Source organism: Geobacillus sp. PK12 (genome assembly GCF_004123125.1).
Classification (GTDB): domain Bacteria; phylum Bacillota; class Bacilli; order Bacillales; family Anoxybacillaceae; genus Geobacillus; species Geobacillus zalihae.
In genome coordinates, this window is record NZ_SDKL01000030.1 from 1,186 (window position 1) to 18,162 (window position 16,977).

13 protein-coding genes and 1 pseudogene (1 of these 14 only partly in view) are annotated in these 16,977 nt (G+C 44.9%); 10 read left to right on the forward strand and 4 right to left on the reverse strand.

The genetic code is table 11. From position 1 onward, the window contains the following. Window positions 1-259 (reverse strand): annotated as a pseudogene (locus ETR37_RS10930) (IS110 family transposase); it reaches 798 nt to the left of the window's first position. 680 nt (window positions 260-939) lie between these two features. On the opposite strand from ETR37_RS10930, the gene ETR37_RS10935 reads away from it, so the two are divergent. The 5 genes from ETR37_RS10935 to ETR37_RS10955 all read left to right on the forward strand — a co-directional run bounded on the left by ETR37_RS10935 (window position 940) and on the right by ETR37_RS10955 (window position 8,856). Then, window positions 940-2,145 carry a trans-sulfuration enzyme family protein gene (locus ETR37_RS10935; protein ID WP_015374550.1) on the forward strand — a complete coding sequence of 402 codons (1,206 nt, stop codon included), beginning with the start codon at window positions 940-942 and terminating at the stop codon, window positions 2,143-2,145. Between the two features lie 642 nt (window positions 2,146-2,787). Then, a complete protein-coding gene (locus ETR37_RS10940) occupies window positions 2,788-3,294 on the forward strand; it encodes a hypothetical protein (protein WP_223810898.1) in 507 nt (168 codons plus the stop codon). A gap of 5 nt (window positions 3,295-3,299) precedes the next feature. Beyond that, entirely contained in the window at window positions 3,300-4,124 is an 825-nt protein-coding gene (locus ETR37_RS10945) for a DUF4391 domain-containing protein (RefSeq protein ID WP_060787981.1), read from the forward strand. Continuing rightward, window positions 4,075-5,898: a site-specific DNA-methyltransferase gene (locus ETR37_RS10950; RefSeq protein WP_060787980.1), complete on the forward strand. Its 1,824-nt coding sequence runs from the start codon at window positions 4,075-4,077 to the stop codon at window positions 5,896-5,898. Before ETR37_RS10945 ends, ETR37_RS10950 begins: the two co-directional genes overlap by 50 nt. Before the next feature lie 3 nt (window positions 5,899-5,901). Then, on the forward strand, window positions 5,902-8,856 hold the full coding sequence (locus tag ETR37_RS10955; protein WP_129447254.1) for a type III restriction-modification system endonuclease: 2,955 nt from the start codon (window positions 5,902-5,904) through the stop codon (window positions 8,854-8,856). Here ETR37_RS10955 and ETR37_RS19375 read toward each other — a convergent pair. The 3 genes from ETR37_RS19375 to ETR37_RS10965 all read right to left on the reverse strand — a co-directional run bounded on the left by ETR37_RS19375 (window position 8,831) and on the right by ETR37_RS10965 (window position 12,036). Then, window positions 8,831-9,283, reverse strand: a complete 453-nt coding sequence (locus ETR37_RS19375; RefSeq protein WP_205728144.1) for a hypothetical protein — start codon at window positions 9,281-9,283, stop codon at window positions 8,831-8,833. The genes ETR37_RS10955 and ETR37_RS19375 overlap by 26 nt on opposite strands. Window positions 9,284-9,467: 184 nt before the next feature. Further along, window positions 9,468-11,216, reverse strand: coding sequence for an ABC transporter ATP-binding protein (locus ETR37_RS10960; RefSeq protein ID WP_033004936.1), 1,749 nt, complete (start codon window positions 11,214-11,216; stop codon window positions 9,468-9,470). Continuing rightward, window positions 11,206-12,036 (reverse strand): MerR family transcriptional regulator, encoded by an 831-nt coding sequence (locus ETR37_RS10965; protein WP_033004934.1) that lies wholly within the window; start codon window positions 12,034-12,036, stop codon window positions 11,206-11,208. The genes ETR37_RS10960 and ETR37_RS10965 overlap by 11 nt, the downstream gene beginning before the upstream one ends. Window positions 12,037-12,303: 267 nt before the next feature. Between ETR37_RS10965 and ETR37_RS10970 the strand changes: the two genes are divergently transcribed. The 5 genes from ETR37_RS10970 to ETR37_RS10990 all read left to right on the forward strand — a co-directional run bounded on the left by ETR37_RS10970 (window position 12,304) and on the right by ETR37_RS10990 (window position 16,404). Continuing rightward, window positions 12,304-12,921 carry an NYN domain-containing protein gene (locus ETR37_RS10970; protein ID WP_129447256.1) on the forward strand — a complete coding sequence of 206 codons (618 nt, stop codon included), beginning with the start codon at window positions 12,304-12,306 and terminating at the stop codon, window positions 12,919-12,921. Window positions 12,922-13,918: 997 nt separating this feature from the next. Further along, complete coding sequence (locus ETR37_RS10980) at window positions 13,919-14,656, forward strand: hypothetical protein (RefSeq protein ID WP_129447258.1); 738 nt, start codon at window positions 13,919-13,921, stop codon at window positions 14,654-14,656. Then, the gene (locus tag ETR37_RS10985) at window positions 14,643-15,215 is read left to right on the forward strand and encodes a hypothetical protein (RefSeq protein WP_074044782.1); all 573 of its coding nucleotides are present in this window, start codon (window positions 14,643-14,645) and stop codon (window positions 15,213-15,215) included. The genes ETR37_RS10980 and ETR37_RS10985 overlap by 14 nt, the downstream gene beginning before the upstream one ends. A 120-nt stretch (window positions 15,216-15,335) precedes the next feature. Further along, window positions 15,336-15,464 carry a hypothetical protein gene (locus tag ETR37_RS20010; RefSeq protein WP_255411656.1) on the forward strand — a complete coding sequence of 43 codons (129 nt, stop codon included), beginning with the start codon at window positions 15,336-15,338 and terminating at the stop codon, window positions 15,462-15,464. Beyond that, window positions 15,424-16,404 carry a restriction endonuclease gene (locus ETR37_RS10990; protein ID WP_129447259.1) on the forward strand — a complete coding sequence of 327 codons (981 nt, stop codon included), beginning with the start codon at window positions 15,424-15,426 and terminating at the stop codon, window positions 16,402-16,404. Before ETR37_RS20010 ends, ETR37_RS10990 begins: the two co-directional genes overlap by 41 nt. Window positions 16,405-16,977: the final 573 nt, after the last annotated feature.

Here is a 16,977-nt window from a genome sequence, read left to right on the forward strand (position 1 = left end):
CCAGGTTCAACCAGTAGTGCCCGGTCGGCTCCACGGCGACGATCGCCTCTGACTTCCCGAACGCTTGCATCGCCTCCTGAATCGCTTTATACAGCTGCTGAAACCCCTCTTTCGACTGGAAGATCGTGAACGACTTGCGAAGCACGCGCCCCCGGTCATCCACGAAGCAGGCGTAGTGGGTTCGTTTCGCGATATCAATACCCACGACAAGCGTTTGTTCGGTGACTTGATCAATTTTATAGTTTTGTGTACAATTCATCTGAAGTCCTCCTTGGTATGGTGAGTGATGTGGTTGACACCCCTGCATCATACCAAGAGGGCTTTTTTTGATCAAGTCCCCGGAAAAGCTCCTAACGGGAATGCTCCTTGTATCTCTAGAAAATCAATGGCAAAATGGAGGGGCTTTTTAAATAAAGGAAGACTTCATTAAAGGATTGAAACAATAACACATCTTAGCAACAAGAAGCAATATAGGAGTTCCGCTATGCTTTGCTGTTTGTTCTTATGCCAAGCTGGAAATGATCATTTACGGGATATCGCGCCGTACGCCAACTCGCGGCACTGGCGATGGGCTCGCGTATCACATGTATTCCTTAAGGAAACAACCCCATGCAAGGACGTTTTTATAGTTGGCAACTTTATCAAAATCAAAATCATAGGTTTACTTTTTTAAAAAAAAATTATATAATATCTATTAAGTTCTGAAATAAACAAAAATTCTGTCTATAAAAGATAAATCCAGACAAATCAAAATAAAAGAGGTTCATAAACAAGCCAGCATACATAAATTGTTTCATCGATCATTTTGTTATGTAGTCTTCGAGAAAAGGGTAATAAAATTCTTTGTCATAAAGATTGATTTTTTTGACCGATACCAACTATTTTTATCAAGAACTCTTGTCGAGCCGGGTATCTAGAGAAGCAAAGGAGAGAGAATAGATGGACAAACGTGATAATCGTGAGAAAATGAATCTTGAAGGACTTCGAACTGAAACCTTGGTTGTCCATGGCGATGATTGGGTCACCGATGATGGGACGGTGGCTCCGCCCATCTATTACACAGCTACGTTTCGTGCGCATAATTCCCGTGAATTCGCAGAAATGGCGGGAACACCCCGCCATTCTCGGTATTATACGCGCTACGGCAATCCATTGCATGAGCGCGTTGCGAAGATTATGGCTGAACTGGAAGGTACAGAAACCGCACTGGTAACTGGCTCCGGGATGGGGGCAATTGCCACGGCCATTCTAGCTCTAGTCAGCGCGGGAGATCATGTGATTGCCCAAACGCGGCATTATATGAGCACCGCCAAGATTATGGATGAGATGCTGCCGCGGTTTGGCGTGGAAGTGACTCTGGTCGAACAAGCGGACATCAACGCCTTTGCAGAAGCGATACGGCCTAACACAAAGCTCATCATGGTCGAGACGCCTGCCAATCCGACTTTGGTGTTGACGGATTTGGCTGCTGTGGTGGAGTTGGCGCGCCCGCATGGAATTATCGTCGTGGCCGATAACACCTTCGCATCGCCGATCAATCAGCGGCCTCATGATCTAGGTGTCGATATCGTTATTCACAGCGCAACAAAATATTTGGGGGGACACCATGATTTGACAGCTGGTGTCATCTGCACCAGCGAGGAGTTAGCCGAGCGTATTTGGCATACGCATATTTCCATCGGTTCGGTCCTCTCGCCAATGGATGCATGGCTATTATTGCGCGGTCTGCGTACGCTTCCGATACGGATGGAACGCATTAATGCCAACGCTTTAGCCCTGGCTGAGTTTTTAGAGCAGCAGCCACAGGTAGAGCGTGTATATTATCCAGGTCTTCCTAGCCATCCGCAACACGAGTTGGCAAAACGTCAGATGAAAGGGTTCGGAGCAGTCATTGCCTTTGCCATTAAAGGTGGCTATGAAGAAACTCAGCGCTTCGTTTCTGCATTGAAACTGCCGCCTAACGCGGTGAGTTTGGGTGGCGTCGATTCCCTTGTGGTGCATACAGCAGCGATGTGGGAAGGAGTGATGACCGAGGAGCAGATGAAGACAGCTGGGATTCCGTCCAACTTCGTGAGATTCTCGGTCGGCATCGAGCATATCGATGATCTGAAAGCGGATGTGTGGCAGGCGCTGCAGGTAGTTTAACGTTGTCCCGAAGAGTCTCTCTCCTTGAAACGAAGGCAAGGGGGGAGATGAATCGGGAAGTTTTTGATTCATAAAAGCGAATATATGTGCTATCATCGAGCCAGCCAATCAGGCAAGTAAAAAAGACAATTCTCCTATTTCGTGGCCAAAAAGTGTTTTTTCGAGAACAGGTCACGAGCCAATCTTCCAATCAACATAACATTACTTACTTTTCAATTTCAAGAGATTCGCAGGATTGTGCAAAAAAGCACCTTGCCGCCCTAGAGAATCATGGTAAAATGAAGGTGCTCTTTTTAAAAGCTGGCCTCGTTCAGAGGATTGAAACGCTTCCGCTTTGATGTGAATGAAACGGTTCATAAACCTTTTTTAAAGCAGGTCTTGTTTAGAGGATTGAAGCATCTCTCTTTAATCACACAAAAAATTCTTTTCAAGATTTTTTTAAGCTGACCTCGTTGAGAGGAAAAAGAGCAGCCAGCTCCCTATTATGGAGAGTTGGCTGTTTTTATGTATGTGTTTGTATGGGAGCAAAAAGATTTTTCTGCGCGCAGAAAAGGGATGGATATGTATTTGGTGGTGTACGGCGGCTCGGTATCGTGAATTTATAAGCGGGATATTTATTTAGACGACTTCCGGATGGATTTGTTGAATTTCATGAAGGAACATAAAGAAGAGCTCGAGCGGGCGCCGTTTGGACTGTTCAGCATTACCGCTAATCAAAATGAAAAACTGAAAGACGAAATTCAGCCAGGCGTCATTTTCTGCCTAAAACAAACGGCGCCGATGGCATCTGCGCATGAACAAAACGCGCTTCATCCCTATTATTTGGTGTATGTCCGCAAAGACGGCACGGTGTTGTACCATCCTGGGCATGTCAAGAAAATGTTGGACCTGTATCGCTCGCTTTGCAACGGCAAAAAAGACGTCGAATGGGGCTTGTACAAGGCGTTTTACCAAGAGACGAAAAACGGAAAAGACATGGGGCGATACAAGGCCCTGCTGGAAAAAGCGGTGGAAGAGATCGTCGGCAAGATGGATCAGCAATTGATGCTCAACATCTTCAGCCTAGGGAACTTGGACGCCTTCGTGACGAACGCCAACACGAGCTTGCAAGATTTTGAGATCGTTTCGTATTTGATCATTAAAGGGTGAGGATCATGGCCGCATCCGCATTTTATGCTACAATAGGACTGGACGAGCGCGTCCGCCCGTTGCATAAAAAGCTTGACAAAAAAATGTTTTACGACTATGCGGATTTGACGAAAAAAGAAAAGGACTATATGACGAAAGACATCGAGCGGATCGAGTTGACATACTTGTTGACCTCAAGGGTCATCAACATTCAGCCGTTCGTCAACGACGACTACCATTACGAAGGGGTCATGTTTATCACCGTTCGGCTGCGCACGGAATCAAAGGATGCGCACGTTTCCGTGATCGGGGAAATCATCCAAAAAACAGTGCCCAATCCGACCGTTATCGTGTTTGAAAAAGAAGGAAACGTTCGAATTGGAACATGCCGAAAGCGGCTGAACAAAAACGACCGAACCAAAACCGTGGCCGAAGAATGGGCGTATACGCCGTGGTTTTCACTCGATCATGCTGACGAGACGGTCAAGCAGTTTCTTCGCGCCGTCCATATGACGAAGCTGTCGTTCGCCAACTTTTTTCGGTTTTATCAAGACATCCATCTGGCGGTGCAGGCGTTCCAGCACGCCAAAGCGATCGGCGCCTTTTACATCGCCGCTGATGAACAATCCAAACAGCTCGTCGCGCAAATCGAACAGGCGGAAGTCGAAATCGCAAAATGGAAAAACGAAATCAAAAAAGAAACACAGTTTAATCGAAAAGTAGAATACCATATGAAAATTCAACAGCTAACGAAGCAAATCGAACAATGGAAGCAACAATTGCGCGGAAAGGAGCAGCACGATGGAGAAACTGGATGGAAAATCGCTCGACCTTGTCAAAACAAACATTGAAGCGTTAAAGCAACTATTCCCAGAAGTTGTCACGGAGGGGAAAATCGATTTTGACAAATTGAAGCTTGTTCTCGGCGAAGAGATCGAAACGCGCAACGAAAAGTACGAATTCACCTGGCACGGCAAAACACAAGCGATGAAACTCGCCCAAACGCCGTCCACTGGCACCTTGCGGCCGGACAAAGCATCAAGCAAAAACTGGGAGACAACGGAAAACTTGTATATCGAAGGCGACAACTTGGAAGTACTGAAACTATTGCAAAAATCGTATTTCGGCAAAATCAAAATGATTTACATCGACCCGCCGTACAATACGGGGAAAGACTTTGTGTACAAAGACGACTTTCGCGACAATATCCGAAATTACAAAGAAATCACGCAGCAAACGACTAAGGCAAATACGGAGACAAACGGGCGCTACCATACCGATTGGTTGAATATGATGTACCCGCGGTTGAAGTTGGCGAGGAATTTGTTGCGGGAGGATGGGGTTATATTTATAAGTATTGATGATACGGAGGTATCAAACCTGAAAAAAATATGCGACGAGATATTTGGTGAAGTCAATTTTATAACAATATTTATTTGGCAAAGAGCTTTTGCCCCTGTTAATATGAATAAGTTTGCTTCTCGTAATCACGATTTTGTTTTGTGTTATGCAAAACAAACTGATTTTCTATCTTGGTATGGATTACCGCGTAGCCAGGAAGCTGACACCCGTTATTCCAATCCCGACAATGACCCACGTGGTCCTTGGACATCAGGAGATTTATCAGTTGGGCCGCCTGTGCCAGAAAAAATTTATGAAATCGTTACACCAAGTGGACGAGTCGTTTATCCGCCTAAAGGATATTGCTGGAGAGTAACCAAGGAGAGGTTTGCCGAACTTTTAGCTGATAATCGTATCTGGTTTGGTAAGGATGGTGATAGCGTTCCACGTTTAAAGCGTTTTTTAAGTGAAGTAAAATCTACTATTACTCCATTGACTGTATGGACGCATCAAGAGGTATCGCACTCACAAGATGCAAAAAAAGAATTAAAAGAATTATTTGAAGACCAGTCAGTGATGGATTATCCTAAACCAGTAAAGTTGATGAAGAGAATTTTAGAGTTATCAACAAGGGAGAATGATATAATATTAGACTTCTTCTCCGGCTCCGCCACAACTGCCCATGCAGTCATGCAGTTAAATGCGGAGGATGGCGGCAATCGGAAGTTTATTATGGTTCAGCTGCCGGAAAAAACGGATGAAACGTCCGATGCGTATAAAGCGGGATATAAAAACATTTGCGAAATCGGCAAGGAACGCATCCGCCGTGCGGGGGAGAAGATCGTTCAAGAAACCGGGAAGACGGATTTGGATATCGGCTTTAAAGTGTTTAAGCTCGATTCTTCCAATATTAAAGAATGGGATCCGGATTTTGAAAACCTCGAGCGGGACCTTTTCGACTTGCAAAACAATATTAAGGAAGATCGGACGAAAGAAGATTTGTTGTATGAGATTTTACTGAAAATCGGGCTGCCGTTGACGGTGCCGATTGAGGAAATCGACTGCCGCGGCAAAACGATTTACAACGTTGCCTATGGTTCCGTACTTATTTGCTTGGAAGACGAAATCGATCTTGACCTTGTTCAGGAGATGTTGAAACACCGTTCTGAGCATATGCCGCCGAAAGTTATTTTGAAAGAATCCGGCTTTATGAGCGACGCGGTGAAAACGAATGCCTTGCAAACATTGAAAAAGCACGGCATCACGGATGTGAGGAGTGTATAACCGATGAAGCTGAAGTTTCACGCGGATTTGGACTACCAACGGCGCGCGATTGAGTCGGTGGTGCATATTTTCAAAGGACAGGAACTGAGTCAGTCGAACTTCACCGTTTCGTACGGCCCTGATGCGGGAATGCTTCAAACGGACTTAGGCGTCGGGAATCGGCTTGACCTGACGCCTGAGGAAATTTTAAAAAACGTCCAAGACATCCAGGTGAGAAACGGACTGCCACGCAGCGAACGGCTCGATGGCATGCATTTTACGATTGAAATGGAGACCGGAACAGGAAAGACGTACGTATATTTGCGGACGATTTATGAGCTCCATAAACATTATGGGTTTACAAAATTTGTTATCGTCGTCCCGTCAGTGGCAATTCGTGAAGGGGTGTATAAAACACTGCAAATCACCCGCGACCATTTTGAAGAACTGTACGACCGCACGCCGGTTGAGTACTTTATTTACGACTCGCAGAAGCTTGATCAAGTCCGCAATTTTGCGACGGCGACAACGATTCAAATTATGATCATCAATATCGATGCGTTCCGCAAAAGCTTTGAAGATCCAGAAAAAGAAGATAAAGCGAACGTCATTCATCGGCCGAACGACCGTCTAAACGGATACCGCCCGATTGAATTTATCCAACAGACGAATCCGATTGTCATCATCGACGAACCGCAAAGCGTCGATACGACGCCGAAGTCGAGGGAAGCGATTGCGTCGCTGAACCCGCTTTGTACGCTGCGCTACTCGGCGACGCATGTGGATAAATACAATATGATATATCGCCTCGATGCGGTCGATGCGTACAATCAAAAGCTTGTGAAAAAAATTGAGGTCATGTCTGTCCGCTCTGAGCCGTCGTTCAATGTGCCGTACATCAAACTTGTCGAGGTGAAAGAGCGGAAAGCGAAACTTGAGCTCGATGTCGAATCGCGCGGAAAGGTGAAGCGAACGACGAAAACGGTCAAATACGGCGATGACTTGTATGACGTTTCGGGGGAGCGCGAACTGTACCGCGGCTATATCGTCGAGCAAATCGATTGGACGGAAGGAAATGAAGCGGTTGAAATCAACGGCTATCGACTCAGGGTGGGCGAGGCGATTGGGGATGTCGATGACGATGACATCAAGCGGTATCAAATCCGCAAAACGATTGAAGAGCATTTAAATAAAGAATTGTGGCTTCGCCCGCGCGGGATTAAAGTATTAAGTCTGTTCTTCATCGACAAAGTCGCTCATTACCGTGATTATGATCAAAACGGCAATACAATCAAAGGAAAATATGCGGTGATGTTTGAAGAAGAGTATCGGAACTTAATGCAAAAGCCGAAATACCGTCCCCTCTGGGAAGATCCGGGCATTGACCAAGATATCGAGAAGGTGCATAACGGATATTTTGCCCAAGATAAAAGAGGACGGTTGAAAGATACAAAAGGAAATACAGAGGCGGATACGGATGTATACAACCTTATTATGAGAGACAAAGAACGGCTGCTCAGCCTCGATGAGCCGCTCCGCTTCATTTTCTCCCATTCCGCGCTCCGTGAAGGATGGGACAACCCGAACGTCTTCCAAATTTGCACGTTGAAAGACTCCTCCGGCACGTACGTATCGAGGCGCCAGGAAATCGGGCGCGGATTGCGGTTGGCTGTCGATCAAAACGGAGAGCGGGTGCATGACGATCATGTCAACATATTAACGGTGATGGCGAATGAGTCGTATGAAGAATTCGTCGCTACGTTGCAAAAAGAGATTGAAGAGGATACGGGCATTCGGTTCGGCAAAATTGAAAAGCATGTCTTTGCGAAACTCATCTATTTGGACGAGGCGACGGACGAGCCGGTGCAAATGGGTTATGATTTATCATTGAAGCTGTATGAGGAATTAAAACAAAACGGCTATATTGACAAACAGGGCAAAGCAACGGAAAAGCTCAAGCAGGCCATTGAAGACTACGACCTCCGTTTAGGCGACGAATTCCAGCCGTGGCGGTCGTCCATCGTGAAAGAGATCAAACGCCGTTTGCAAGCATTGCCGATCAAAGATGGGACGAAAAAGAAAAAAGTCCATGTCAATATGGCGGTTCTCAATCAAGAAGAGTTTCGGCAATTGTGGGACAAAATCAAATACAAAACCGTCTATTCGGTCGATTTTGACAGCGAACAGCTCATTGACTTGTGCATCGCCGCCATTCAGGAAATGAAGCCCATTGAAAAAATCCGCATTGTCAGCCGGAAAGGACGGGTGGAAATTGATCATGTGACAGGCGTACAGGCTCAGGTGGTCAGCGAAAAAGTGGAGGATTACGTGAGCTTGCACCATACGCTTCCGGATGTCATCACGGAGCTGCAAAACCGCACGAATTTAACACGCAAGACGATTGTCCGCATCTTAACCGGCTGCAAACGGCTCGATGATTTCAAAAACAATCCGCAGAAGTTTATTGAAGAAGTGGCAAACATCATCCAGCGCCAAATGAGGCTGTTGCTGAAAGATGGCGTGAAATATTACAAAATTGGTGATGATGCGTATTACGCGGTCGAACTGTTCCAAAACGAAGAGCTGCTCGCCTATTTGAACGACAACGCCATCCCGAGCGAAAAATCGCCGTTTGACCATATCCTTTACGATTCCGATGTGGAAGAGCGGTTCGCCAAACGTTTTGAACACGATGAGAACGTAAAAGTGTACGTCAAACTGCCGAGTTGGTTTAAAATTGACACACCGATCGGCTCCTACAATCCCGACTGGGCGCTTGTCATCGAAAAGGATGGAGAGGAAAAACTGTACTTCGTCCTCGAGACGAAAGGACAGGAATGGGAGGACGAACTGCGTCCCGGTGAAGCAGCGAAAATTGCCTTCGCCCGCAAACACTTCCAAGCCATCGGAACAGACGTGGAATTCATCGGACCGGAGAATGATGTCGAGCGGTTTATGTTACGAGCCTTAAGCCGTTGAAGGTGGGGACAAAACAGAAGCCAAGCGGGCTTCTGCTTTGTCTTAGCATCACATTATGAATTGACCCGGTTGAATGCAAAATCTTTGAGACATCCAAGAGCACATTCCCGAGCAGCAACAGGGCGCTAGTGTATTGCACACTTAGAGAAATAGGAGTTGATAAAAAATGAGCTTCAAAGCGGAAGCGTTGCGAGTTTTCATCGCTTCGCCATCGGTGTAGAAAAGAGAGCGGCATCGCACCGCTCTTTTTGTATTTTTGATCGGTCGACAAAGTTCGACGGCAATGTTTTACAAAAATTGATACAATCAAATTGAACGTGTTGCCTATAGTGGGGAGCTGATTCATTGTTTCAGCTCCTGTTTTTGGAAGAATGGTTGCTTCACAGAATGAATCCTTGACACGCAAGGGGAGCAAAGAGGGTTGCACCTATGGACATCCGCATTCGTAAGATCTTGGTCTTCCACCATTGATTGACCGGCTGGGTGCGGTGGACTCTCAATGCCAGCCTCCTGCTGGTGCTGGCGTTCAGTGGCTCACAAAGTCCTTTGTTCTTCCTCTTGTTAAGGTGCGAAATGTGAGTTGGAAAGTCGGTGAGTATATGGCTGCCTAATTACCTTTTGCCTTGGGAAAACTGATGGGTGACCAGCTTTTGATATAAACGATGGGTAGCCAGCAATAATTCATGGTTTCCCTGTCCAGTAATGCGCCCGTCTTCGACAACGAAGATCGTGTCTGCATCGGTGACGGTAGAAAGCCGATGGGCAATAATCAACGTCGTTCGACCTTTCATCACGTTTTTCAGCGCTTCTTGCACTAGGCTTTCTGAGTCGCTGTCCAAGTTAGAAGTGGCTTCATCTAATAGCAGGAGTTTTGGGTTTTTTAAGATGGCTCGAGCAATCGCAATACGTTGTCTCTGCCCTCCTGAAAGCTTGATCCCTCGTTCGCCGACTTCTGTTTCATAGCCATTCGGCAATTTTTGAATAAATTCGTGAGCGTTGGCCAGCCGAGCGGCCTGTTCGATTTCTTCATGCTCAGGCATGCTTTCGAATCCATAACAAATATTTTCTCGAATGGTGCTTGACAAAATGGGAATATCTTGAGAAACGTAGCCAATCGCTTGTCGCCATTTTTGTAAATCGATTTCATGGATAGGTATGTTTCCTAACAAGATTTGTCCCTCGTCTGGCAGATAAAAGCGTTCAATCAGTGAAAAAATGGTGGTTTTTCCGCCGCCGCTGGGGCCAACAAAAGCGTAAATTTTGCCTGGCTCAATGGTAAAATGAATGCCTTTTAGCACCGGTTTATCTTGATGATAAGAAAAGGAAACATGTTTGAACTGCAATGTTTGATTGAAGTCGGGTTCTTTTTGTGAGCCCAGCAGTTCCCGTTGCTCTTGAAAGATTTCATTAATCCGCTCTGTAGCCCCCAATGCTTTTTGAAAGGTGGTGAAAAAGGAAGCTGTAGCAGTGAAAGGCATGACAATTTGAAAAATATAAATGATGATGGCCGCAAGCTCTCCCGCCGTCAAATGCCCAGATGCAACCTGGGCGCCGCCATAACCGACAATGATCACGACAACGAGCATCATGACGGTGGCAATCATCGGTGAGATGACGGCATAGACTTTCGCTTCTTTCAAACCGAAGGTCATTAAATTTTTGATCTCTTGATCTCCTTTTTCTGCTTCCATGTGTTGACCGTTATAAGATTTCACGAGACGGATATCTTGCAAGATCCGGCCAAGATGTCCCGAAAACTTGGCCAGTTCATCTTGCGTGCGCAAAGAAATTTGATGCATCTTTCTTCCCAACGGCATGATGATGAGCATAGCAGCGGGAACGGCCAAAAAGATAAAGAGAGTAATTCGCCAATCAATCATAATCAGTAAAATGATGGAACCGATCACAGAGACGATGCCACTAAAAAATGTGACGAGATGGTTGGAAATAAGCAATTTGATGACTGCTGTATCTTGAGTAATGCGGCTCATCGTTTCCCCCGATTCATAGCGGTCAAAAAAGGAAACAGGCAAATGAAGGATGTGGTTCCATAATCGACTTCGAATCTGGGCTACTAGAGCTTCTCCGGCATACGACATGAGATAAAACGAGATGCCGCCTGCCGCCGTTTGAATGAGAAAAGCAGATAAGAGCCAAAAAATTTGTTGCCACTTCATTCCGCCATGGGCTAAGAGATCAATAAAGTCTTTCGCAAACAGGGGGATGATCAACCCAGCCCCGCTTTCAATCAATCCAAGAATGAGGGCGAAAGCAATGAGCGATTTGTTCAATTTTCCTTGTTTGAGCAAATACCAAAATGGTTTTGGACTGCCTTGTTTCGTTTCGATCCTATTTTTCATATCCACTGTTCTCTCCTTCCTTTGATTCCTTCATATCTATACCCATGTGCTCAAGACGTTGCATGTAGTCATCCATCGCTTGTTCAAGCCACTGCGTCTCTTCTTTGGAAAAGGGGAGGGGACTAAGAACATCCCATTCTTCTTTCCACTCAAAAGAATCCCATTGGTTCTGGTTAAGTAGCTCGGTAATCTTTTCAACGGTCTCCAAGCTCAAAAGACCAAAAGTAGAGCGCAGGAACGTTTCAATCATGTGCTGTACGTCAGGGTGGTCGGCGGGGAGTCCGTACAGTTCGTGAACTTGTTTGACGAATTGGGCATAGGATTTGATCATTTCGTTCTCTTTTTGCTTGAGTTCTTCATTATGGAAGATGGCATCAACCGTTTCTTGGTCTAGGTAATGTGTCATCAATCGTTTTTGATCATCTTCTGTTTGAATGCTGCGGATTAAGCTCATCAAGAGAAGGCTGTCAATTTCTCCTTCTTCCTCTAAAAGGGTGATGGCATATTCAATGGCTTGAATGGATCTTTCTAACTGTCTTCGTTTCTGTTCTAGCATGTTTTTTTCCAGCATCAACGTTTCTTTTAAGGTAAGGTCGTATGTTGGTTGGTGAATATATTGTCGAATCTCTTCCAAGCTAAGCCCAATAAACTTCAAACTCATAATTTTGTGCAATTGAAGAATGTCCTCTTCCGTATAGATTCGATGTCCTGATGACGGATCTTTCGTTGGCTGCAGCAGTCCAATTTCATCATAATACCGCAATGTCCGGATGGATACACCTGTCTTTTTGGCGATTTCGCCGATCGAATACGTCTCCATGACAGTTGTCCTCCTTTTTTCTTTTGCTAGTCTCTCCCTTATCATACACCCTAACGCAACTGGAGGTTCAAGAGGGAATTGTTTAAAGGAAGGCGGATCGCTCCGCCTTTGTGCATGGATTGATGCACTGGAGATCATGTTGCACGATATAAAATACCTGAATCCGTGATAAAAACGCGTAACTTGATCAATGTCGGAATTTGACGAAAAAACGATGTAGGAAAATTCCTCCTTTTGTCGAAGTAAGTAGAGAGAAGGAGGAATGTTATGTGCAAGGTACATATTTTTTGGGATAATAGTAATATTCATATTGTTGGGCGCAACCATGTCATGAAGGAGTTTGAACCAGAGGAAGATCAAAAATTATTTAGAAGCTATTTTAAGAATCTATTTTTGTTGGCGCATAGGAATCGCCCGATTGGCAGTGCTTATGTTGTAGGAAGTATTCCCCCTCCAAATTCCAACTTGTGGGATCACGTTCGGCGGTTAGGCGTTACGCTAGAGTTACTTGAACGTTCAGCTTCAAATAAAGAAGTGGGGGTTGACCAAACGCTTCAAGTCTCGATGTTTAGAGAAGCTGTAAAAAACGATGGACATGATCACACATTCGTTGTGTTGACAGGTGATGGAGCCGGAAAGAAGTTAGGTCAAGGATTTTTAAATGATCTGGAACTAATCAAGAAAAAGGGGTTTAATGTGGAAGTAATATCGTGGGAACATGGAACACATAAAGATCTAAAGGGATTTGCTGAAACCAATGGCTTATTTATTCCGCTTGAAGATTTTTATTACAATGTGACTTTTATAAAAGGGAAACGAAGAGCTGATGAAAATCTCGATTTTAGCAAAATTACAAAATTAACTGTGGATGAGCAAAATCAATAACATGAATTTACATGAGGGTTGATTATACAAAATTAGACATACGCCTTCCATCAATTTGGGCATACTCAAACAAAGCAGCGGCCCTCCTCGATTTCCAGTCAAGAGGAAGCCGCTCAGAGAAAAAACTGCTTTTTGCAAAGAAAAAGTGCAGAATTTTGCAAGGGAAAGCGCAGAGAATGACAACATGACATGGAATCTTTGAGGACGTGATGGAAAAGCTGGCAATATCAAGGGCTGGCTATCCCTAAAAATCTATCACGCCCCCAATCCATGTCAAGTTGGCCTAAGCCAAATTCTCGGCAGATCTGTGTATGTTGCACTAAACAGGTGAAGTTATCGGATCGGGAAGCAGCTGAAAAATCAAGGCAAAAAATTATCATCATGAAACGCTAATTTCCCAAAAGGTTAGAAGGTCGGTGAAAAACGGCTGCCAAGAGCAAATCGGTCACATTTCTCCACAAGAGAAGACTGATTTAACAAAATCCTTTCCATTTTAAGAGAAAAATGACTCTTCACCACAAAATGTACTTGGCAAAGAAAGATGACCATGATAAAAACGAAAACAGCCTTTTTCCTTTTTATACCACACATCTCTTTGAGCAACATTGCTATCATGTTTGCCTTTAAAAGTCACGTACATCTTTTGGTGATGAACCAAAAAATATTTCCTATCCTAGAACTGCTAAAGGCGGCGATAAAGGATATCAATGGTTTGTCGAGAATCGAAAGGGAGGAAAAATAAAACAATCGCTTCCACATATATTGGATGATGATATTACGCTCAAAGGATAAAGAAATTTGGTGGTGGAAGCCGCTTTTTATGAGAGATGGTTTTGTTGGAGTGCTCATGAGCAGCAACGGATTCCGAAATTTAGTCATTAAGCTTTTAAAAGAATACAATTTGAAAATAAGCGACTATAAAATTTATTTGCGCGCCGATTATTCAGAATGGAATCAGTAAGTGATGATGTATGAATGGAGACCAGGGGGAGAAAGTTTGTTAGCGGAAATACATGGAAAAATATCTTCAGACGGTTCGAATTTAAGCGAGCGGCTTGAGGATCAGTTGACAGCGAACGTATTTGGCACGTTGCGTTATCTCCCTTTTCACAAAGGGATTCAGCCGATTTTCAGCAAGGCCGTATTTTTTTCTCAAACTGATCAAACGGTGTTCATAAACGGTTTGGCGGCGCAAAAAGACGAATTTATAGGGGATAAAGTTAATTTTTGGGTCAAGGGGGAAAGAAGCGAAATCGATGTTTTGCTGGAATTGGATCATTTGACCATAGGAATCGAAGTGAAATATCATAGCCCTTTATCATCAGATGATCAATTGGAGCGAGAAGCAAGCGATTTATTAAACGGTAAAGGACAAACGCCAAAGTTCTTGCTCTTATTAGGAACGGAACCAGAAGTGAATATGATGGCTAAAAAGGTGAGGGAGGACGGAAAACTGCCAAGCGGTGTTCATTTCGGGTATTTATCGTGGCAAGAAGTGCTCCATCAAATGGTGTACGTGCAAAAAAGTGAAACATGGAATGAGTTTGAAAGGTTAATGCCGAGAGATTTGGTGGCTTTATTGAAAAAAAAGGGATTTGATCGTTTTCAAAGCTTTCAAAACCTTGCCCACCCTTTAGTTGATCGTTGCTTCTATTTTCATTTTTATATGGATGAACAGTTTTTTCATTTAAGTGCCAACCGTATTGAAAAGGAGGGGTATTATGAATTCTGTTAGCGTACAAGAAAACATAAAAAACGCTTTTGAGGTTGTGCGAAAAACGTACGAGAGTGTCGATAAACTGTTGGCGGAAATGGACCGTCAATCGGTCGAATGTGGATTTGTTCCGGTGATCCCGCAATTTTTGCGTTGGAAATCGGACCGAGAGTATCGAGGCTGGTTCATTCAATCTTTTATCAAGCTATATCAGAGAGATTCCGCCCCTCCTTGCCAGTCGGGGAATGGGTTGAAAAACGACCCAATCTATGCAGTTGAAATCTCATTTGAAGAAGAACCAAGGATGACGTTGTGTAAATACATGTATTCAACCCTTGAACATTGGGATAAACCGCCGAGCGTTTCTGAACATTGGTTTTTCTATTGGCCTTTATACGATGGCGATAACTTTACTGATCATGAACTTGAAAACGGAATGTTTAGAACTGTTCCAAATGATGAAAAAACTTCAGAAAAATATGGTAAAATTCAAGAAGTTATTTCAAAGGAAATTGATTTATTATCCATTACATCAACGAACATTAAGGATAGGGTGTTTGGTGAGTTGAAGCGTTTGTGACAGATAGACTGGAATTAGGGAAGTGAAAACAGTTGACAGACTGAGGAGGGCGGTGCGTGGGGGATCAAGATAGAAATTGTCTATTCGGATGGCAATATTCCGTCTAGCGGAGTTGGATAAATGAAGAAACGGCGGAGGAAAAAAGTAAAGGTTTTTATTGCAGAAAACTGCCTAAAACAAAAGGATTTTGTTATTTGGGGGAAGCTGGATGTCAAAATGGTGGATGATCCGCGCGGGCGACCGCAATGAACTCATTCCGCTTTGGCTGGAAAAGGGCATTGCATCGATCGGTTGGGCAAGATTGGGCGACCCGAAGAACGTTCGGTCGAAAGAACAGCTGCAGCGAAAGGCAGATGAAGTGTTCGCCGAGTCAAAACCAAAATCGAGAACGAGCTGGGTGAATCAAGTATGGCGTTTTGCCCATGAAATCAAAAAAGGCGATCGTGTGATCACATATTCGAAAGAGAAAAGGGAGTACATTGTTGGAACCGTGACAGAAGAGCATCGTTACGATCCTGCCATCGGGCATCCCTATTATCCGAACCTCATCCGGGTAAAATGGGAAAATGCGACAGTTCCAAGGGATTCGTTGTCAGACGGAGCGAAGAACAGTTTAGGTTCGACGCTGACGGTGTTTCGAGTGGACGAATGGGGCGATGAAATCGAGCAGCGTTTACACAGTGAACCATTCCCCAAACCTCAACCTGAAGAGGGGGAAACGGAAGAAATCGTCGAAGACCTTGTTGGAAAAGCGTTGATGATGATCCAGGACAAAGTGGACAAGCTTGATCCGTGGCAAATGCAAGATTTAGTGGCGGGCTTGCTTCAAGCGATGGGGTACAACGTGCAAGTGAGTCCGAAAGGCCCTGACGGCGGTGTGGATGTGCTCGCCTATAAGGATGCGTTTGGCTTTGAAAAACCCATAATTAAGGTGCAAGTGAAGCATCGCAAAAGCGCCGCCTCGGCTCCGGAAATCCAACAGCTTCTCGGAGCCAACCCGATTGATGCCAATTGCCTGTTCGTCTCAACAGGCGGTTTCACGTCCCATGCAGAGGCAGTCGCCAAACATAATTCCGTGAAACTGATTGATTTAGAAGAATTAGTAAACTTGCTTGTCCATTGGTACGAGAACATGCCCAGCGATGCGAGAGCGCTGCTTCCGCTGCAGAAAATGTATGTGCCTGAATAAAAGCCGTTTGGGGCCGATTTCCTAGTTGCTCGAGGTTTTCCCGATTAAGCGAGTTGATGTTTGTTGAGCCTTTATGCCAAGGCAGGGATTTCGTCGTATTGACTTGGATGGAACACACAAGCGAAAAACGGAGAGCTTTCCCCAGCTCTCCATTTTTTCATTCATGCAGGATTTCGACCTTATGTTCACGAATGGTATTCCTTATGTTGGTTTCCTCCGTGAGGAACCGTTCTTTCCACGTGGGGGACGATTCGGCCAAGGATGTTGATGATGACAAACGGCCAACCGTTCGTCGTGCGGATGGTGCTCCCTAAGGACGCTGATCAAGTTGCGGTGTTTGCAAGGGCGGTGGCGCGAGAAGGTCGTCTTGCCTGCGATCAGGGAAGCAGCGGTTCAAGGCTGCGGCGAATCCCATCGTTTCGCGTTGCCGTGCAGACGGGGCGCCTCGTAGAAATGCGGGGGCAATGGCGGTGTGTGGCTGTAAAGATGGTGTTTTTGAGAGGGGATGAATGTTGCGAATCGTCACCTATACGTTCTATTCCATTGCCTCGGAACGAAGAGGGATTCGGCTGA

Excerpts from the sequence above, each read along its gene's own strand:
- ETR37_RS10935 (WP_015374550.1), top strand. The coding sequence starts at position 940 with ATGGACAAACGTGATAATCGTGAGAAAATGAATCTTGAAGGACTTCGA.
- ETR37_RS10945 (WP_060787981.1), top strand. The coding sequence starts at position 3,300 with ATGGCCGCATCCGCATTTTATGCTACAATAGGACTGGACGAGCGCGTC.
- ETR37_RS20010 (WP_255411656.1), top strand. The coding sequence starts at position 15,336 with ATGAAGAAACGGCGGAGGAAAAAAGTAAAGGTTTTTATTGCAGAAAAC.
- ETR37_RS10965 (WP_033004934.1), bottom strand. The coding sequence starts at position 12,036 with ATGGAGACGTATTCGATCGGCGAAATCGCCAAAAAGACAGGTGTATCC.
- ETR37_RS10960 (WP_033004936.1), bottom strand. The coding sequence starts at position 11,216 with ATGAAAAATAGGATCGAAACGAAACAAGGCAGTCCAAAACCATTTTGG.
- ETR37_RS10985 (WP_074044782.1), top strand. The coding sequence starts at position 14,643 with ATGAATTCTGTTAGCGTACAAGAAAACATAAAAAACGCTTTTGAGGTT.
- ETR37_RS10990 (WP_129447259.1), top strand. The coding sequence starts at position 15,424 with ATGTCAAAATGGTGGATGATCCGCGCGGGCGACCGCAATGAACTCATT.
- ETR37_RS10955 (WP_129447254.1), top strand. The coding sequence starts at position 5,902 with ATGAAGCTGAAGTTTCACGCGGATTTGGACTACCAACGGCGCGCGATT.
- ETR37_RS10950 (WP_060787980.1), top strand. The coding sequence starts at position 4,075 with ATGGAGAAACTGGATGGAAAATCGCTCGACCTTGTCAAAACAAACATT.
- ETR37_RS10970 (WP_129447256.1), top strand. The coding sequence starts at position 12,304 with ATGTGCAAGGTACATATTTTTTGGGATAATAGTAATATTCATATTGTT.